The sequence below is a fragment of the Devosia sp. Root105 genome (assembly GCF_001424865.1).
In the GTDB taxonomy this organism is placed as follows: domain Bacteria; phylum Pseudomonadota; class Alphaproteobacteria; order Rhizobiales; family Devosiaceae; genus Devosia_A.
The window spans coordinates 538969-557393 of the sequence record NZ_LMCR01000019.1; the positions used below are offsets into that span (position 1 = coordinate 538969).

An 18425-nucleotide genomic window follows, 5' to 3' on the forward strand; every position below is an offset into this window, starting at 1 on the left:
CATGGCCACCAAGCAGTCACATCGCCTCGCCCGCTGGATGATGGCGCCTTCGGTCTTTGTGCTGCTGATCTGGATGATCGTGCCGCTGGCCCTGACCATCTGGTTCGCCTTCCAGCGCTACCGGCTCACCAACCCCAACATCAAGGGTTTCGCCGGTTTCGCGAACTTCGAGTTCTTCGTCACCGACCCGGCCTTCTGGCCGGCCATCATCAACACGCTGCTGATCGTGGTCGGCGTGCTGGTGATCACCGTGGGTCTCGGTATCCTCCTCGCCTTGCTGCTCGACCAGCCGATCTGGGGCCAGGGCATCGTCCGTATCCTGATGATCTCGCCCTTCTTCGTCATGCCGCCGGTGGCGGCGGTGGTCTGGAAGCACGAGCTGATGAACCCGACCTGGGGCGTATTCGCCGCGGTCTCACGGTTTTTCGGGCAGGAGCCGGTCAACTGGCTCGGCAATTACCCGCTGCTGTCGATCATCGCCATCGTCGCCTGGCAGTGGCTGCCGTTCGCGACACTGATCCTCCTGACGGCGATGCAATCGCTGAGCGAGGAACAGAAGGAGGCGGCCGAAATGGACGGCGCCAATGTGTTCCGGCGCTTCTGGTACATCATCCTGCCGCACCTGGCGCGGGCGATCACCGTGGTGATCCTGATCCAGACGATCTACCTGCTCGGCGTCTATGCCGAGATCCAGATCACCACCGGCGGCGGCCCGGGCTTTGCCAGCACCAACCTGCCGTTCCTGATCTACAACACGGGCGTGTTGGGCGGAAACATCGGCGCCGGCGCGGCGGGCGGATTGGTGGCCGTGGTGCTCGCCAACATCGTCGCGATCTTCCTGATGCGGGCGGTGGGGAGGAATTTGGATGCGTGAGGGATCCCGACCGACCATGGATGTGCCAGTCGTCTCCCTCCCCCTTTGCGGGGAGGGATCAAGGGTGGGGGGCGCCCCTCGCTCGGAGCCTGCTGCCACCCCCACCCCAGCTCCGCTAAGTCGCTACGCGACCAGCTTCGCTACCCTCCCCGCAAGGGGGAGGGAGACCAGCCGCAACCAACGAGTGGAGGCATAAATGGCCCGCGCCGTATCCACGCGCCGCAAGCTCACCATGACGGTTCTCGTCTGGCTGGTGGCGCTGATCGTCTTCTTTCCGATCCTCTACACCATCATCACCAGCCTCAAGACCGAGGGCGAAGCCGCGGCGGGGTTCTCGATGATCCCGTCCTTCACCTTCGAAAGTTATGCGGCGGTGCTCGACCAGCAGGATTACTTCCGGCCGTTCTTCAACTCGGTGGTGATCTCGATCGGTTCCACCATCGTGGCACTGCTGATCGCGGTGCCGGCGGCCTGGGCGATGGCGTTCACGCCGACCCCGAAAACCCGTGACGTGCTGATGTGGATGCTCTCGACCAAGATGATGCCGGCAGCAGGCGTCCTGGTGCCGATGTACCTGATTTTCCTCAATACCGGGCTGCTCGACACGCTGCTGGGCCTCACCATCATCCTGACGCTGGTGAACCTGCCGATCGTGGTGTGGATGCTCTACACCTACTTCAAGGAAATCCCGGTCGATATCCTCGAGGCGGCGCGCATGGATGGCGCGACGCTGGGCAAGGAATTGGTCTATGTGCTGCTGCCGATGGCGGTGCCGGGCATCGCGTCGACGCTGCTGCTCAACGTCATCCTCGCCTGGAACGAGGCGTTCTGGACCCTTCGTCTCTCTACCGACGATGCGGCGCCGCTGACCGCCTTCATTGCATCCTTCTCTTCGCCGCAAGGCCAATTCCTCGCCAAGCTTTCCGCCGCGTCGGTGCTGGCGATCCTGCCGATTTTGCTGCTGGGCTGGTTCAGCCAGAAGCAGCTGGTGCGCGGTCTCACCTTCGGCGCCGTGAAATAGGGGATTTCAGATGGGCTCCATCACACTCGAACACGTCAACAAGACCTTCGGTGGCCATCCGGTCATCCCCGATGTTTCGCTCGAAATCGAGGACGGCGAGTTCGTCGTCTTCGTCGGGCCCTCGGGGTGCGGCAAGTCGACTCTCCTCCGACTGATCGCCGGCCTCGAGGACACGACCTCCGGCGCGATCAAGCTCGACGGCGTCGACGTGACCGACAAGGGTCCGGCGCATCGCGGCCTCGCCATGGTGTTCCAGTCCTACGCGCTCTACCCGCACATGACGGTGCGCCAGAACATCGCCTTTCCGCTGAAGATGGCCAATATCGACAAGGCGATCGCCGAGCAGAAGGTGGCGGATGCGGCGCGGGTGCTGAACCTCACCGACTACCTTGATCGAAAGCCCCGGGCCTTGTCCGGCGGGCAGCGTCAGCGCGTTGCTATCGGCCGCGCCATTGTGCGCCAGCCCAAGGCGTTCCTGTTCGACGAGCCGCTGTCGAACCTCGATGCGGCGCTGCGCGTCAACATGCGCATCGAGATCACCGAACTGCACCAGCAGCTGAAGACCACCATGGTCTATGTGACGCATGACCAGGTTGAAGCCATGACCATGGCCAACCGTATCGTGGTGCTGAACGCCGGGCGGGTCGAGCAGTTCGGCACGCCGCTCGAACTCTACAAGAGCCCGGCCAACCGGTTCGTCGCCGGCTTTATCGGCTCGCCCAAAATGAACTTTCTCGAGGGCGCCGCGGCCGGCAAGTACCAGGCCGAGGCGATCGGCGTCAGGCCCGAGCATGTGCGCATCTCGCGCGATGCGGGGGAGTGGCAGGGCAAGGTCGGCGTCGCCGAGCACCTCGGCTCCGACACCTTCCTCCACGTCCATGTCGATGGCGTGGGCCTCCAGACGGTGCGCACCGGCGGCGAGAACGACTATCATCCCGGCGAACAGGTATGGCTCTCGCCCGAGCCGGGCCGTATCTATCGCTTCGACCGCGCCGGCCAAGCGCTCCGTTGACCACCCAGGAATAGACCCATGCCGCTAGAACTCTCCGCCGAAGACCTGCCGGAGATCGCTGCCGTCGCCAGCGTGCCCCGCTACCAGCGCGGCTCGCTGACGCCGGGCATCGTGCATTTCGGCGTCGGCAATTTTCATCGCGCCCACCAGGCGGTGTATCTCGACAGCCTGTTCAACCTGGGGCTCGACCACGACTGGGCCCTGGTCGGCGCGGGCGTGCGGGCCAACGACGCCGAGATGCGAGAGAAGCTCCTGGGGCAGGATTACCTCACCACCGTGGTGGAGCAGGAAGCCGGCGGAACGAGCGCCCGCGTCACCGGCGCGATGATCGACTTCCTGCCGGTCGGAGACCTCGCCGCGATCAGCGAAACGCTGGCCGACCCGAAAGTCCGGATCGTCTCGCTGACCGTCACCGAGGGCGGCTACTATATCGATCCGGCCTCGCAGCGGTTCGACGCCAACCACCCCGATATCGTCGCCGACAGCGTCAACCCGGAGGCACCGAAGACGGTGTTCGGGCTGATCCTCTTCGGCCTGCAGCTGCGTCGGGAGCGCGGCATCCAGCCGTTTACGGTGATGAGCTGCGACAATATCCCGGGTAATGGCCACGTCACTGAGAATGCCGTGGCAGGGCTCGCCGAGCTGATCAGCCCGGAGCTCGCCAGCTGGGTGCGCGCGGCGGTGGCCTTCCCCAACGGCATGGTCGATCGGATCACCCCGGCAACGGGACAGCGCGAGCGCGATGCGCTCGAGGCCGATTTCGGCATTGTCGATGCCTGGCCGGTGTTCTGCGAAGAGTTCAAGCAGTGGGTGCTGGAAGATCACTTCCCGGCCGGCCGCCCGGCGCTCGAGCAGGTCGGGGTGCAGTTCGTCGCTGATGTGGCGCCCTACGAGCACATGAAGATCCGCATTCTCAATGGCGGGCACGCCACCATCGCCTACCCGGCCGGATTGCTCGACATCCATTTCGTGCATGAGGCAATGGAGCATCCGCTGGTTCGGGCCTTCCTCGAAAAGGTCGAGCGCGAGGAGATCGTACCGGTGGTGCCGCCAGTGCCCGACACCGATCTCGGCGACTATTACAAGCTGATCGAGCGGCGATTTTCCAACCCGAAGATCGGCGACACCATCCAGCGGCTCTGCCTTGATGGCTCGAACCGGCAGCCCAAATTCATCCTGCCATCGGCGGCGGATCGGTTGGCGGCGGGACAGTCGGTGACCGGGCTGGCGCTGGTCTCGGCGCTCTGGGCCCGCTACTGCTACGGCGAAAGCGACAGCGGCAAGCCGATCCCACCGAACGACCCGAACTGGGAGCGGCTGACGGCGCTGGCCACCGAGGCCAAAATCGATCCGGTGGCATGGCTGTCGATGGGCGACATTTTTGGGCCGCTCGCCACCAACCCGACTTATGTCGCGGCCTTCACCACGGCGCTGTCGAGCCTCTGGTCACGCGGCACCAAAGCGACGCTCGAAGCTTATCTCGGCGGGACCCTTTAGCCCCAAGCAGACCAAACTTGCCGAAGCGGATGTCGCCCGGCTACCGATAAGCCGGGAGGGCAGCATGGCGCCGATCAAGCTCGTCATTTTCGACTGCGACGGCGTGCTGGTGGACAGCGAGCCGCTGGCCATGCGGGTGCTGCTCGAGCTGATCGCCGAGCAGGGCATCGCCATCGAACGCGAAGTGGCGTTCCGCTCGTATCTCGGGCGCAGCCTCGCCTCGATCTCCGAGAGCCTGAACCAGAGCCATGGCGCCCACCTCAGCGCTGCCGCGCTCAGCGGCATGCGCGACCGGCTCTATGCGCTGTACCGCCGCGAGCTGAAGCCGACCGGCTGGATCGGCGAGGTGGTGGCGGGGCTCGCGCTACCGTTCTGCGTCGCCTCATCGAGCCAGCCGGAGCGGATCCGGCTGAGCCTCGAGCTCACCGGCCTCCTGCCCCGCTTCGAGGGCCATATCTACTCGGCCAGCATGGTCAGGAACGGCAAGCCGGCGCCCGACCTGTTCCTCCACGCAGCGCGTGAGATGGGCGTCGCGCCGGAACACTGCCTCGTTATCGAGGACTCGCCGGCCGGTATCCTCGCGGCGCAGGCGGCCGGCATGCGGGTCTTCGCCTATGTCGGCGGCAGCCATATCGAGCCAAGCGGCCTCCGGCCCGAGATCGAGGCGCTGGCCCCCGATGCGATCATCGAGGACATGCGGTCGCTGCCCGGGCTCCTGGAACTCCACGCAGCGCGCGAAACTGGCGAGGCGGCGATGCTGGTTGCCGTGGATGTGGGGACGGCGAGCGCGCGGGCCGGTCTCGTCACGCCGTCGGGGCGCCTGGTCAGTCGGGCGGAACACCCGTTGGAGCTGAACCGGGTCGGTTCGGACATCGCCGAATACGATTCCGAGCAGATCTGGGATGCGGTCGCCGACGCGGTGCGCACGGCGATGCGGCTGGCGGGCGTCGCGGCGCACGAGGCGGTGGGGATCAGTTTCGATGCGACCTGCTCGCTGGTGGTGCGCGACCGCGATGGTGCTCCCCTGCCGGTCAGCCCGGGCGGCGCCTCGCGCTGGGACACCATTGCCTGGTTCGATCACCGGGCGCAGGCGGAAGCCGAGGCATGCACGGCAAGCGGCCATCGGGTGCTCGATTTCATCGGCGGCACGATGTCGCCGGAGATGGAAGTGCCCAAGCTGATGTGGCTGAAGCGCCATGCGCCTCAGAGCTGGGCTCGGGCCGGCCAGATGTTCGACCTCGTCGATTTCCTGACCTGGAAGGCCTCGGGCTCGAACGCGCGCTCGGAGTGCACGCTCACCTGCAAATGGACCTATCTCACGCATGAAAGCCCGAGTTGGCAGCGGGATTTTCTGGCTGCCATGGGTCTCGCTGACCTGTTCGAGCGCGCCGCGCTGCCCGAGACGGCGAGCCGGATCGGCCAGTCGTTGGGGCCGATGACGGCCATTGCTGCGGCGAAGCTTGGCCTCACCAGCCGCTGTGTGGTCGGCGTCGGCCTGATCGATGCCCATGCCGGCGCGCTCGGGGCGTTGGCGAGTTATGCCAAGGATCCTGCCAACCTCCACCGGCACATGGCGCTGATCGCCGGCACGTCGAGCTGCGTCATGGCGCTGTCCGACCAGCCGATGCCGACGGCCGGCGTCTGGGGGCCCTATCACAACGCGGTGCTTCCTGGCGCCTGGCTCAACGAAGCCGGCCAATCGGCGACCGGCGCCCTGCTCGACCACGTACTGCGGACGCATGCGGCGGGGGGCGACCCGACCCCCGAGCTGCATCACCGGGTGATCGCGCGGGTGACCGAGTTGCGGGCCAGCGAGGGCCCCGACCTGGCGCCACAGCTCAATGTGCTGCCGGATTTTCACGGCAATCGCTCGCCGCTGGCCGACCCGCGCGCCCTGGGGGTGATTTCCGGCCTGTCGCTCGACAGCGACTTCGACAGCCTTTGCCGCCTCTACTGGCGCACCGCGGTAGCGATCGCCGTGCAGGTCCGGCACATCCTCGATACCCTCACCGTGCGCGGCTACGGCATCGAGACGCTTCACGTCACCGGCGGACACAGCCACAACCCATTGCTGATGGAACTCTACGCCGACGCGGCGCGCTGCACCGTGGTGGTTTCGACGGCGGAGGATCCAACCCTGCTCGGTGTCGCCATTGTGGCGGCCACCGCAGCGGGCCTACATGCCGATCTGCCCGCCGCCGCTGCAGCAATGGCGCAGCCCAGCACGGAACTCTCGCCCCACCCGGAAGCGCGCACTGGTCTTGAGCGCGACTATCGCATCCAGCTCGCTATGCAGCGCCATCGCGCCGAGCTTGTCGCGTTGGGGATCGCTGGAACCTGATACGTCAAACAACGAGCCGGCCAGCCTGATCAGATACGATCAGGCTGGCCGGCAGGAACGAAGACGGGGCCACGGGCCTTGCCGGAACCCATCAGCATGGCCACCGCACCGTGGCCGAGCCGTCCAGCTTCGTGGTTGAGAAGTTGATGCGGTACTCGGCGTCACCGGTTGCCCGGTAGATCTCGGATCGGTGGGAGCCTTGAAATTGATGCGATTGTTACCGGCACCAAGGTGAATGTCGTCGATCCCGTCAGAGCGAATCCCGGAGATCGCGACGCGCTTTGGGGGGACACAGGTCAGACTCGCACAGCGCCACCGCGCCAGCCTGTCTCGTTGGCAGCAGCGGGCCAAAGTCGCCGCAACCAACCTCCGGTACTGACGGCGCCCGCTGGGACTCCAGGCGGGCCTACCAAGGAACAGCGGGGAGCAGCGAGGCCGGCACCAGTTCACGCCGTTGGTCTCAGCCGAGCTCCAGGGTCGTGATGCCGAATATCTCGTGGAGCATGAGCGCCGGCGCTGCGCCCAGATACATGCGGGCGGTTTCGAAGGCGGGGGTGAGGCCGAGGCGGCGGGCCATCGCGGCGGAGGCGCGATTGGGCTCGGGGATGTCGATGAAGATCATGTCGGTGGCTGCGGGGGTCACCAGCGTCGCCAGCAAGGTCTCGGCGATCGCCGGGGTATCGGCGAAGAGCGGGCCGATCTTCCAGCCGTCGACGCAACGGCGGATGGTGCCGAAGCCGCGCAGCGTGCCGTCTTCGAAATAGCCCTCGGTCTGACGTGACGGCGACGGGGCGAGCCAGGCTTTGAGGAAGCGCTCGCGGTCGGCGGCGACATGCTTATTGTCATAGGCCAGGACGGCGTCCATGTCGGTGACCTCGATCGGCCGGACGAAGGAGCGGGTCGTCACCAGGCCGCGAAGCGAGCCGCCCCAGCGCACGGTCTTGTGAGCGAAGGCGAAGCCCGATTTGCGATAGTTGTCCTGCTGCGCCACGACGCCATCGAGACCGATGGTGCGGCCGGCGGCACTGGCGATGCCGGCGTCCCAGATGGCCTTGCCGTAGCCTTTGCCGCGGTGTGCCGGGTGGACGATGTAGAGGCCGAGGAAGGCGAAATCCGATCCGTACTTGACGACCGAAATGCAGCCGATGCGAACCGTGCCCAGCCAGCCCATCAGGAAGCCGCCGGGATCCTGCGCGTAGAAGGCGCCGGCATCGTCGAGCCCCGGGTTCCAGCCTTCGTCGCGGGCCCAGCCGAGCGCCACGTCGAGGTCGCTCAAGGTCATCGGTCGGATGGTCAGGTTCATGCCGCCAGCGTAAGCGCGAACCGCCTCGATGGCGACCTGCCCGAGCTCAGCGCCACCAACCTTTCGCCGAGTTTGACTGCAGCGGCGACACCATCGATCGCCGGCAGGTTGAGGAGCAACAGCCGCATCTAGGCCCGCGCCCGCTGCCGCCTGATGAGCAGGATGATCCCCAGCGTCACGAGGATCACGGCGAAGGAGAACAGCGTCGTCACCGTTCCCAGGGCGTAAAGCACCGGCGTCGTGACATTGGTGGTCATGCCGTAGATCTCGAGCGGCAGCGTGTTGAACGTGCCGGCGGTCATCAGTGTGCGGGCGAACTCGTCGTAGGACAGGCTGAAGCCGAACAGGCCGACGCCGATCAGGCTGGGGGCGATCATCGGCAGCAGCACGTGGCGGAAGGTCTGCCACGGTGAGGCGCCAAGGTCGCGCGCGGCCTCCTCGTAGGACGGCGAGAAGCGATTGAAGACGGCGAACATGATCAGCACGCCGAAGGGCAGCGTCCAGGTCAGGTGCGCGCCGAAGCCCGAGGTCCACCAGGCGGGGCGGAAGCCGATCTGCTGGAACAGCACACCGATGCCGAGGCTGACGATGATCGAGGGAACGACGAGGCTGGCGATGGTCAGGTAAAAGAGCGGCGTGCCGCCGAGAAACCTGCGGCGAAAGGCGAGCCCCGCGAGCAGCGCGACGAGGACGGTCGAGACCATGACCATCAGCCCGAGCAGCAGCGAACGGCTGAAGCTGGCGCCGAAATCGCCGACCGCCTGCTTTTCGAACAGATTGCCGAACCAGTGCACCGAAACGCCGTTGAGCGGGAAGGTGAGACCGCCGTTGGGCCCCTGGAACGAGAGGATGAAGATCGCCGACATCGGACCGTAAAGGAACAGCACGAAGAGCGCGAAGAAGGCGGCGAGGATATAAAAGCTGAACGGGCGTTTCTCGCGCTGCTGCATCTCAGAGCTCCTTGCGGATGTCGACGATACGCAGGATGCCCCCGACCAGCAGCAGCACCAGGACGAGCAGCACGACGGCGTTGGCCGCGGCGGCGGGATATTGCAGCAGGGACATCTGGTTCTTCATCATCAGCGCCACGGAAGCGCTTTGTCCGCCGCTCATCACCTGCACGGTGGAGAAATCCGCCATCACCAGGGTCACCACGAAGATGGTGCCGATCGCCATGCCGGGCTTGGCCAGCGGCAGGATGACGTTCCACATGATCTGCCACGCACTGGCCCCGGCGTCGCGCGCCGCCTCGATCAGCGAGCGGTCGATGCGCATCAGCGTGTTGAAGATCGGGGTGACCATGAAGAGCGTGAACAGGTGCACCATGGCCAGCACCACGGCGAAATCGGAATAGAGCAGCCATTCGATCGGCTGCGAGATGACCCCCATCTCGACCAGCGTCGAATTGACGAGGCCATTGCGGCCCAGCACCGGAATCCACGAGATCATGCGGATGATGTTGGAGGTGAGGAACGGCACGGTGCAGACGAGGAACAGCACCATCTGCATGGTCGCCGACCTGACGTGGAAGGCGAGAAAATAGGCGACCCAGAAGCCGATGAAGAGCGTCAGCGCCCAGACGATGGCCGCGAATTTCAGCGTATTGAGATAGGTCTTCCAGGTGACCCAGGAGCCGAGCGTCTCGACATAGTTGGTGAAGACGAAGCCCGGATACATCCGGGCAAAATCGTAGTCCCAGAAACTGACGAAGACGAGCAGCAGGATCGGCAGCAGCAGGAAGAACCCGAGGATCAGCCAGAGCGGGATCGACTGGAGGTACGAGGCGAGCCGGCCGAAGGAGAGCGGCGTTTTGCGCGTCTTCGGCTTGCTGGTCGGCACGGCGATGGATTGATCGGCGACGGCCATTTTGGCTCCCGGCTATCAGTCAGGTCACCCTCCCCCTTGCGGGGAGGGATGGGGTGGGGGGCGCAGCACGCTCGGTGCAAGCATCTCCCCCCGCCCTAGTTTCGCTACGGACCTGTCGGTCCCAGCTGCACTACCCTCCCCGCGAGGGGGAGGGTGGCGGTCGGTGGCTCATCAGGCCGCGATGAACTCGTTCCAGCGCGTGACCATGTAGCGGTCCTCATCCATCACCGAGTTCCAGCAGGCGACGTGGCCCATGCGCTCGAGGAAGGAACCGCCGTCGCGCACGGCGCCGGCCTTTTCCATCACCGCGCCATCGGGCGACAGGATGTCGCCGACTGCTGCCTTGCCTTCGATCCAGAAGCCCCATTCGTCTTCCGACATGTACTCCTTGGCGGTGTCCATGGCCGCCGAGTAGTAGCCCTGGCGGTTGAGGTAACCACCGACCCAGCCCGAGGTGTACCAGTTGATGTACTCGTAGGCCGCGTCGAGCTGGGCGCCCGAGAGATGTGCGGCAAGGCCGAGGCCGCCGCCCCAAGAACGATAGCCTTCCTTGAGCGGCTGGTACTTGCAGGCGATGCCCTTGGAGCGCACGGCGGCGACGGCCGGCGACCACATGGACTGGATCACCACTTCGCCCGACGCCATCAGGTTGACGCTCTCGTCGAAGCTCTTCCAGAAGGCGCGGAACTGGCCATCCTGCTTGGCCTTGATCAAGAAATCGATGGTCGCATCGATCTCCGCCTTGGTCATGTTGCCCTTGTCGGCATATTTGATGTTGCCCATCGCCTCCATGATCATGGCCGCATCCATGATGCCGATCGAGGGGATGTTGAGGATCGAGGTCTTGCCCTTGAAGGCGGGGTCCATGATGTCGGCCCAGGTGGTGATCTCGCGGCCGACGAGGTCAGGGCGGATGCCCAGCGTGTCGGCGTTGTAGATGGTCGGGACCATGGTGAAAAAGCCGGTCTCCGCCTTGGCGAATTCCTTGGAATCCGGTGCATCGACATAGCCGACGGTGTGCGGCGCGGTGCCCTGGGCGATGACACTGTCGGGCGTCAGCTTGCCGGTTTTGAACAGCGGCACGATCTTGTCGTAGTATTTGAGCTTGGTCACATCCATCGGCTGGATCACGCCGGTCGGGTAGACCTTCTTGAGGATCCAGTATTCGATATCGGCGATGTCGTAGCTGTCGGGCTGGGTGACGGCGCGCTGCGCGGCCGCATCGGAATCGGTCGCGGTCATTTCGAGCGTGATGCCCAGGTCCGCTTTGCACTTTTCGGCGATGGCGTTGAGGTTCGACACACCGGTGCCGAACTGGCGCAGGGTGATCGGGTTCTGCGCCCAGACCGTCGGGAAACCACCCAGGGCGCCGGCGCCCGCGGCAGCGCCGGCCAGCGCGGCCGCTCCCTTGAGCATGCTGCGTCGCGAAATCATGGCCGCCTTGGCTGTCTTGCTGGATTCAGTCATAGCCTAAAACCCCTGTTGCTGATGGCTTTACGAATTGGGGCGGCCGAGGATGATCGCATCCTCGGCATCCCAATAGAGTGGCACCGCGTCTCCGACGGCGACCGGCTTCGAAAAGAAGCTCTTGTCGTCGACGATGGCGGTGAAATCCTCGATGCCGGCGCCGTCGACCGAGAGCTTCACCGAGGCGCCGCGATACTCGATGTTGGAGACGATGCCGGTGAAGCCGAGCCCTTCGGCAGGAGTCGTCCCGACGCGCACATGATCGGTGCGGATGCCGACATCGACGGGTGAGCCAACGGCGAGCGGCGCCCCCGAGGCAGCAAAGCTGCTGCCGCCCGGCACCTCGACGCTGACGACGCCATCGGCGACCGATCGGGCGCTGCCGGTGACGACGTTGTGATCCCCCATGAAGCGGGCGACGAAGGCAGTTGCGGGCCGCTCGAACACCTCGCGCGGCGCCGCCGCCTGCTCGACCCGGCCGTTGTTCATCACCACGATGAGGTCAGCCAGCGCCATGGCCTCTTCCTGGCTGTGGGTGACATGGACGAAGGTGATGCCCAGCCGCGTCTGCAGCTTCTTGAGCTCGGCGCGCATGCGGATCTTGAGGAACGGATCGAGCGCCGAGAGCGGCTCGTCGAGCAACAGCACCTCGGGATCGGTGATCAGGGCACGGGCCAGCGCCACGCGCTGCTGCTGGCCGCCGGAAAGCTGGGCCGGCCGCCGCGAAGCGTAGCCATCCATCTGCATCAGCTTGAGCAGCTCGAGCGCCTTGGCCTGTCGCGGCGCCTTCTCGATGCCCTTCATCTTGAGGCTGAAGGCAACGTTGTCGATCAGGTCGAGATGCGGAAACAGCGCGTAGGACTGGAACATCATCGCCGTGCCGCGCCTGGCCGGCGGCAGGTCGGTGACATTGGTGGACGACAGGATGATATCGCCGTCGGTCGCCGCCTCATGTCCTGCAACCATGCGCAAGGTCGAGGTCTTGCCGCAGCCCGATGGTCCGAGCAGGCAGCAATAGGTGCCGGCCGGCACTTTGAGATCGATCGAATCTACCGCAAGCGCATCGCCGTAGCGCTTGGTCAGCTTCACAACTTCCAGGTCGCCCTGCGCCATGCACCGCCCCGTAGGCCACCTCTTGGCCGTCGGGTAAGCAACTGCAAGAGCTGTGCCAGCGCGCGGCGCCCCAGGTATCGCGCCCTAGGCCATTGAAATCACGCGATGGTTCAGGGACGAGTGGTCCCTCGCCGTGTCTGCATCATTTCTTCTCAATGCCTAAAATATAGGCGAGTGCATTCGATATTGGCAGACTTTGTATACGAAACGCCGATAGCGGTGTGTCCAGTTCTCGGCTAGATTCGACTGGGTTCGGGAGTTCGGCATGCTCGAAAGCGACGAGATCGATGAGAGTGAGGGTCGCCCCGCGGTGCGGCGCTCCGCGCTCTATATCGGTTTGCGCAATGGCATCCTCGGGCACGGCATCGACCCCGGCACCAAGTTGCCCGAGGACGAGCTGGGCGCGATCTATTCGGTAAGTCGCACCGTGGTCCGCGCGGCGCTGCAGGCGCTGGCGCATGACCGGCTGGTGCGGCTCGAACCCAATCGGGGCGCCTTCGTCGCCAAGCCGACGCGCACCGAAGCCCGCGAAGTGTTCGAGGCGCGAGCGCTGGTCGAGCCCAAGGTTGCCGCGCTCGCGGCAGGGATCGCGACGCATGCCGACGTCGAGCGGCTGCACCGGCACCTCGAGGAGGAGCACAAGGCCGTGCGCGCCGGCAAGGATGGCGAGGCGGTAATGCTCTCGGCGCAGTTCCACGTCGCCATCGCCGAAATCGCCGGTCAGTCGATCTTCACCGAAATGGTGCGCGATCTCTGCTCGCGTTCATCACTGATCATCTCGCTCTACTGGCGGCGGCGCGACACGATCTGCGAAAGTCACGCCCATCATGCGCTGGTCGATGCCATCGCCAAGCGCAGCGCGCTGGATGCGTCGGAACTGATGACCAGCCACCTGGTGGACCTGCTCTCCGGGCTCGACCTGTCGGAGCGCCAAAGCTCGGGCAAAAAACTGGCAGATATCCTTACGGGGCGGTCGCCGGCGCGAGGATCCGCGCCCTAGAGACTTCTCCGTGACGGCACAGGGACATCGGATATGGACAGGCACCGGGCTCGCAGTGGTCCTCCACCGCGCAGCGGGGGAGGGGAACCAGCGAAGCTGGTGGAGGGGGCGGCCCAAAAAACCGGCGCTTCCTGCCGCCCCCTCCACCGCCTTCGGCGGTCCCCCTCCCCCGTTTCACGGTGGAGGAGCACCGAGAGCCCGGTGTGCGTAAGGCATATGCGATAGCCCCGGGGAGAGCACAGGGACAGGGATGGCTATCTCGTCGTTGGGAGTTTGCCTGGCTGGACAATAGCTTTGCGGGCGGCGAGACCGTCGCAGAGGCGGTGCAGAAGCCACTGCGCGGCCCGGATGAGCGCCTTCATCGTGCGCGCTCCGCCAGAAATGCGCGCCAACCACCGAAGCGGGTGATCTCCTCTGCCTCGGCTACCGCATGGGACTCGCACAGAAAGCCCGAAACCGCCGTGCCGTCATCGAGGGAAATCTTGCCGATACCGAGCGGCGCGGGGATCCTGGCGACGAAGCGGCCGAACGCGTCGGATGGCAGGGACCACACCTCGACCTCGAGACCGGGTCCATCAAAGCCTGGTTCGCGCACCATCCCCGGCTTGGGCGGGGTGGTGTTGGGGAGGGCGAACAGCCGGTAATCGGGGGCCGTGCGACAGCGCTTGAGCAGGTGTCCGCCCGAGGAGGTGAGTTCCGTATTGAGCGGCAGGCCGGTGAGGTGGGCACCTACGACCACGATGGGGAGCGGGCTCTCAGCTTGGTTTTCGGGCATGTTCAGATCTCCTCTAGGACGATGATGACATCGCCGGTCTTGATGTTGCGCCCCGGGCCGGCGCGGACGTCGCGGACAGCGCCGGCGGCGTGAGCGGTGACGGTGATTTCCATCTTCATGGACTCGATGATGGCGACCGGCTGGCCGGCCTCGACATGGGCGCCGGTCTCGACCAGGATCTTCCAGATATTGCCGGGGACCGAGCTTGCGACGCCGAAGTGGCCGGACGGCATTTCGGCGGTATCGGAAGCACTTGCGTCCTCCTCCGCCACGAAGCTGTCGAGACCCTCGTCCTTCCAGCGCTGGCGCTCGGCTTCGAACGCCGTCTGCTGCGTGTGCTTGAAGGCCGCGATGCTGCCGGCGTTGCGCGCGAGCTCGGCGGCATAGTCGGCGTACGAGAGGCTGGTCTCCTCGACGCGGATCGGATAGCCGCCGTGCGGGAAGGCCGCGCGGGCTTCCGTCAGTTCGTCATGGCTGACCGGGAAGAAGCGAATCTGGTCAAAAAAGTCGAGCAGCCACGGGGATCTGGCAAAGGCCGGCGTCTTCCGCCAGGTGTTCCAGACCTGGATGGTGCGGCCGAACAGCTGGTAGCCGCCCGGGCCTTCCATGCCGTAGATGCACATGTAGGCGCCGCCAATGCCGACGGCGTTCTCCGGGGTCCAGGTGCGGGCCGGGTTGTACTTGGTGGTGACGAGCCGGTGACGCGGGTCCATCGGGGTCGCCACGGGCGCACCGAGATAAACATCGCCGAGACCGAGCACGAGATAGCTGGCATCGAAGATGGTTTTCCTCACCGCCGCGAGGTCGGGCAAGCCGTTGATGCGGCGTATGAACTCAATGTTGTCCGGACACCACGGGGCATTCGGGCGGACCAGCTCCTGATATTTCCGCATCGCCAGTTGCGCCTCCGGGTCGTTCCAACTGAGCGGCAGGTGGACGATGCGGGAGGGAACGGTGACCTGCTCCGGGGCGGGGAGGGACTGCTCGATCTCGGACAGCAGGCCGAGGAGGCGGTCGCGGGAGAGGCGGGTCGAGTCGTAGTGGACCTGCAGCGAACGGATACCGGGCGTGAGATCGATGATCCCGTTCCCGGCGCCGAGCCTGCCCTCCCCGTTGACGGCTTCCATCAGCAGATGAACGCGCAGGCGCAAGGCGAGATCGAGCGCCATCGGGCCGTACTCGACCAGGAGGTTGTCGTCACCTTGCCGTCGGTAGACGACCGGCACAGGCCCGTTGTCGGAATACCCCACAATCGCGGAGCCGGCTTCACTTGGCCGATGAACCGCGGGGCCGGCGATCTTGTCATCAGGGCGAGCGACGGGGACAAAGCGGATGGTGTCGCCGGGCTTGAACTGGCCGAGCTTCCACAGTTCGTCACGCGCCATGACGGCCGGGCAGACGAAGCCGCCGAGGCTTGGCCCGTCCGGGCCGAGGATGATCGGCATGTCGCCGGTAAAGTCGATGGCTCCGACGGCGTAGGCGTTGTCGTGGAGGTTGGAGGGATGCAGCCCTGCCTCGCCACCATCCCGGCGCGCCCATTTCGGCGCCGGGCCGATCAGGCGCACGCCGGTGCGGGCCGAGTTGAAATGGACTTCGTAGGCCGTCGAGAACAGCGCCTCGATGTCCTCTTCGAGGAAGAAGTCGGGAGCGCCGTGCGGGCCGTAGAGCACGGCGACGTCCCAGGCGTGCGTCAACACTACCGGATCGTTGGCAGGCCGGGCCACCTGCGGCAGGCCGGCGAGGTGCAGCACCTCGCCGGTGCGCAGGGTGCCGGTCGCATGACCGCCGAACTTGCCGAGCGCGAAGGTGGCGCGCGAGCCGAGCACTTCCGGAGCAGCGAGACCGCCGGAGATCGCGAGATAGGATCGCTGGCCGGGGCCCTCGATCGCGCCGATGCTCAGCACCTGTCCGGCGCCGACGTCGATTGGCTGGTTGTGCGGCAGCGGTGCGCCATCGAGTTTCATCGGCATATGCGCCCCGGCGAGAGCGACGACGGCAGGAGCGTGGAAGCGCAGGGTCGGGCCGGAGACGGTGAGCTCCAGCGCGGCCGTCTCGTCGGCATTGCCGACCAGCCGGTTGGCGTGGCGGAAACTGCGCTCGTCTATCGGCCCCGAAGGCGGCACGCCGACATGCCAGAGGCCAAGCCGGCCGGGCAGTTCCTGCAGCGAGGATTGCGCGCCGGGCGCAATGACTTCGACGACCTCGGGGGTGAAGGCGAAGCTGCGTAGTGCCGTGGTCGCCACCTTGCCGGAGGCGAGGAGGTCGGACGCCGCAACGGCTCGCAGATAATCGAGATTGGTCTCGATGCCGGCGATGCCGGTATCGGCAAGGGCGGCCTGGAGCTTCGCGATGGCGGTGGGGCGATCAGCTGCAGCGACGATGATCTTAGCCAGCATCGGATCGTAGTAACTGGTGACCTCGGTGCCGGTCTCGACCCAGGTGTCGACCCGCGCGTCGCCGAACTTCACCTCGGTCAGGAGGCCCGCGCTGGGCTGGAAGTCGGCGTGCGGAATTTCCGCATAGAGCCGAACTTCCATGGCGGCGCCCCTGGGGGACAGCGGCAGCGGGGGGATCACGTCCTCGCCGGCGGCCTGGCGGATCATCCACTCGACCAGATCGATGCCGAACACGGCTTCGGTGACCGGATGTTCGACCTGCAGCCGGGTGTTGACCTCGAGGAAGTAAAACGCCTCGCGATCGGGATCGTAGATGAACTCGACGGTGCCGGCGGAACGGTAACCGACAGCCCGGCCGAGGTTCACGGCGGCCTCGTGCAGCCGATAGCGGGTCGTGGTGGAGAGCCCGGGCGCCGGCGTCTCCTCGACTACCTTCTGGTTGCGGCGCTGCAGCGAGCAATCGCGTTCACCCAGCGCAATCACCCTACCCTTGCCATCGCCGAACAGCTGGACCTCGACATGGCGGGCATCCGACACGAAGCGTTCGAGATAGACGCGCGCATCGCCAAAGCTGGCGCGGGCGGTGCGCTGCACGCCGTCGAAGGCAGCACGCAACGCTGCGGCGTCGGCGCACAGCGACATACCGATGCCACCACCGCCGGCGGTGGATTTGAGCATGACCGGGTAGCCAATGACATCGGCCGCGGCAATCGCCTCATCGGCAGTGGCGAGAAGCTCCGTGCCGGGAAGGAGCGGCACACCGTTGGCCTTGGCCAGCTCGCGCGCCGTGTGCTTGAGGCCGAACGCTTCGATGTTCTCGGGCGTCGGGCCGATGAAGGTGATGCCCTCGGCTTCGAGGCGGCGGGCAAAGCCGGTGTTCTCCGACAGGAAGCCGTAACCGGGGTGGACGGCTTCAGCCCCGGTTGCCTTGCAGGCGGCGATGACGGCCTCGACATTGAGGTAGCTCTCGGCGGCCGGAGCCGGCCCAAGCCGCACGGCTTGGTCGGCGAGCTGCACCGCCCTGGTGAAGCGGTCGGCGTCGGAATAGACCGCGACCGAAGCGATACCCATGCGCCTCAGCGTGCCAATGATGCGGACCGCGATCTCGCCGCGGTTGGCGATCAGGACTTTAGTGAACATCACTGGGCGTCCCAGATCAGGACCTGGATGGGCGTCGGATTGAAGCCGTTGCAGGGGTTGTTGATCTGCGGGCAGTTGGAGATGACGCAGAGGACGTCCATCTCGGCAATGAGCTCGACGTAATCGCCGGGTCCGCTCAGCCCATCGACGATGGTCATTTCGCCCGAGGGCGAGATCGGCACGTTCATGAAGAAATTGATGTTGGGAACGATGTCCCGCTTGCTCATGCCGTGCCTGGTCACCTCGATGAGGAAGTTGTCGCGGCAAGCGTGCAGGTAGCGGGTGTCGTGACCGAAGCGGACGGTGTTGCTCTCGCATGAGCAGGCGCCGGCCATGGTGTCGTGGCGGCCGCACGTGTCGGCGACCACGGTGAGCATGGTATTGCCCTCGTTGGAGACGAGTTTGGTGCCGACCCCGATATAGGCCGAGCCTTGGGTGCGCAGGGTATCCTGAGCGCTGTAGCGTTCGGCGAAGTCGTCGGCACGATAGAAGATGGTGTCAACGGCCTGCTGGCCCTCGCTGTCGACAATGCGGATGGTCTGGCCCCGCTTGACGATGCCGGACCACGGCGCTTCGGCAGGGATCAGGTGGGACTGGCTGGCGGTATCCTCGGTGCGCAT

The 18425-nt window shown here is 65.6% G+C and carries 14 protein-coding genes and 2 pseudogenes; 7 read left to right on the forward strand and 9 right to left on the reverse strand.

The window, feature by feature from the left end:
- Position 1: 1 nt before the first annotated feature.
- From ASC68_RS25060 to ASC68_RS25080, 6 genes and pseudogenes are all read left to right on the forward strand, one after another.
- Positions 2 to 874: a sugar ABC transporter permease gene (locus ASC68_RS25060; RefSeq protein ID WP_055885859.1), complete on the forward strand. Its 873-nt coding sequence runs from the start codon at positions 2 to 4 to the stop codon at positions 872 to 874.
- 196 nt (positions 875 to 1070) lie between these two features.
- Complete coding sequence (locus ASC68_RS25065; RefSeq protein ID WP_055885863.1) at positions 1071 to 1895, forward strand: carbohydrate ABC transporter permease; 825 nt, start codon at positions 1071 to 1073, stop codon at positions 1893 to 1895.
- A gap of 10 nt (positions 1896 to 1905) precedes the next feature.
- Positions 1906 to 2907, forward strand: coding sequence for an ABC transporter ATP-binding protein (locus ASC68_RS25070; protein WP_055885866.1), 1002 nt, complete (start codon positions 1906 to 1908; stop codon positions 2905 to 2907).
- 18 nt (positions 2908 to 2925) lie between these two features.
- Entirely contained in the window at positions 2926 to 4404 is a 1479-nt protein-coding gene (locus ASC68_RS25075; RefSeq protein WP_055885871.1) for a mannitol dehydrogenase family protein, read from the forward strand.
- Between the two features lie 64 nt (positions 4405 to 4468).
- A pseudogene (locus ASC68_RS29250) lies at positions 4469 to 5092 on the forward strand (HAD family hydrolase); the annotation flags it as partial.
- Positions 5093 to 5158: 66 nt separating this feature from the next.
- Complete coding sequence (locus tag ASC68_RS25080) at positions 5159 to 6745, forward strand: FGGY-family carbohydrate kinase (RefSeq protein WP_055886232.1); 1587 nt, start codon at positions 5159 to 5161, stop codon at positions 6743 to 6745.
- Between the two features lie 460 nt (positions 6746 to 7205).
- Here the strand turns inward: ASC68_RS25080 and ASC68_RS25085 are convergent, their stop codons facing one another.
- The 6 genes from ASC68_RS25085 to ASC68_RS29460 all read right to left on the reverse strand — a co-directional run bounded on the left by ASC68_RS25085 (position 7206) and on the right by ASC68_RS29460 (position 12494).
- Entirely contained in the window at positions 7206 to 8048 is an 843-nt protein-coding gene (locus ASC68_RS25085) for a GNAT family N-acetyltransferase (RefSeq protein WP_055885876.1), read from the reverse strand.
- A complete protein-coding gene (locus tag ASC68_RS29410; protein WP_282569973.1) occupies positions 8045 to 8176 on the reverse strand; it encodes a hypothetical protein in 132 nt (43 codons plus the stop codon). The genes ASC68_RS25085 and ASC68_RS29410 overlap by 4 nt, the downstream gene beginning before the upstream one ends.
- Positions 8177 to 8998 carry an ABC transporter permease gene (locus ASC68_RS25090; protein WP_055885878.1) on the reverse strand — a complete coding sequence of 274 codons (822 nt, stop codon included), beginning with the start codon at positions 8996 to 8998 and terminating at the stop codon, positions 8177 to 8179.
- A 1-nt stretch (position 8999) separates the two neighbouring features.
- Complete coding sequence (locus ASC68_RS25095) at positions 9000 to 9914, reverse strand: ABC transporter permease (protein ID WP_055885881.1); 915 nt, start codon at positions 9912 to 9914, stop codon at positions 9000 to 9002.
- Between the two features lie 171 nt (positions 9915 to 10085).
- Positions 10086 to 11381: a PotD/PotF family extracellular solute-binding protein gene (locus ASC68_RS25100; RefSeq protein WP_055885885.1), complete on the reverse strand. Its 1296-nt coding sequence runs from the start codon at positions 11379 to 11381 to the stop codon at positions 10086 to 10088.
- Positions 11382 to 11408: 27 nt separating this feature from the next.
- A complete protein-coding gene (locus tag ASC68_RS29460; protein ID WP_055885888.1) occupies positions 11409 to 12494 on the reverse strand; it encodes an ABC transporter ATP-binding protein in 1086 nt (361 codons plus the stop codon).
- A 265-nt stretch (positions 12495 to 12759) separates the two neighbouring features.
- Here ASC68_RS29460 and ASC68_RS25110 point away from each other — a divergent pair, with 265 nt between their 5' ends.
- Positions 12760 to 13494 carry a GntR family transcriptional regulator gene (locus ASC68_RS25110; protein ID WP_055885892.1) on the forward strand — a complete coding sequence of 245 codons (735 nt, stop codon included), beginning with the start codon at positions 12760 to 12762 and terminating at the stop codon, positions 13492 to 13494.
- Positions 13495 to 13852: 358 nt separating this feature from the next.
- Here the strand turns inward: ASC68_RS25110 and ASC68_RS25115 are convergent.
- The 3 genes and pseudogenes from ASC68_RS25115 to ASC68_RS25125 all read right to left on the reverse strand — a co-directional run.
- Positions 13853 to 14242, reverse strand: a pseudogene (locus tag ASC68_RS25115) (hypothetical protein); the annotation flags it as partial.
- Positions 14243 to 14271: 29 nt separating this feature from the next.
- A complete protein-coding gene (gene uca / locus ASC68_RS25120; RefSeq protein ID WP_055885898.1) occupies positions 14272 to 17805 on the reverse strand; it encodes an urea carboxylase in 3534 nt (1177 codons plus the stop codon).
- Positions 17805 to 18425, reverse strand: coding sequence for an urea amidolyase associated protein UAAP2 (locus ASC68_RS25125; protein ID WP_055885901.1), 621 nt, complete (start codon positions 18423 to 18425; stop codon positions 17805 to 17807). Before ASC68_RS25125 ends, uca begins: the two co-directional genes overlap by 1 nt.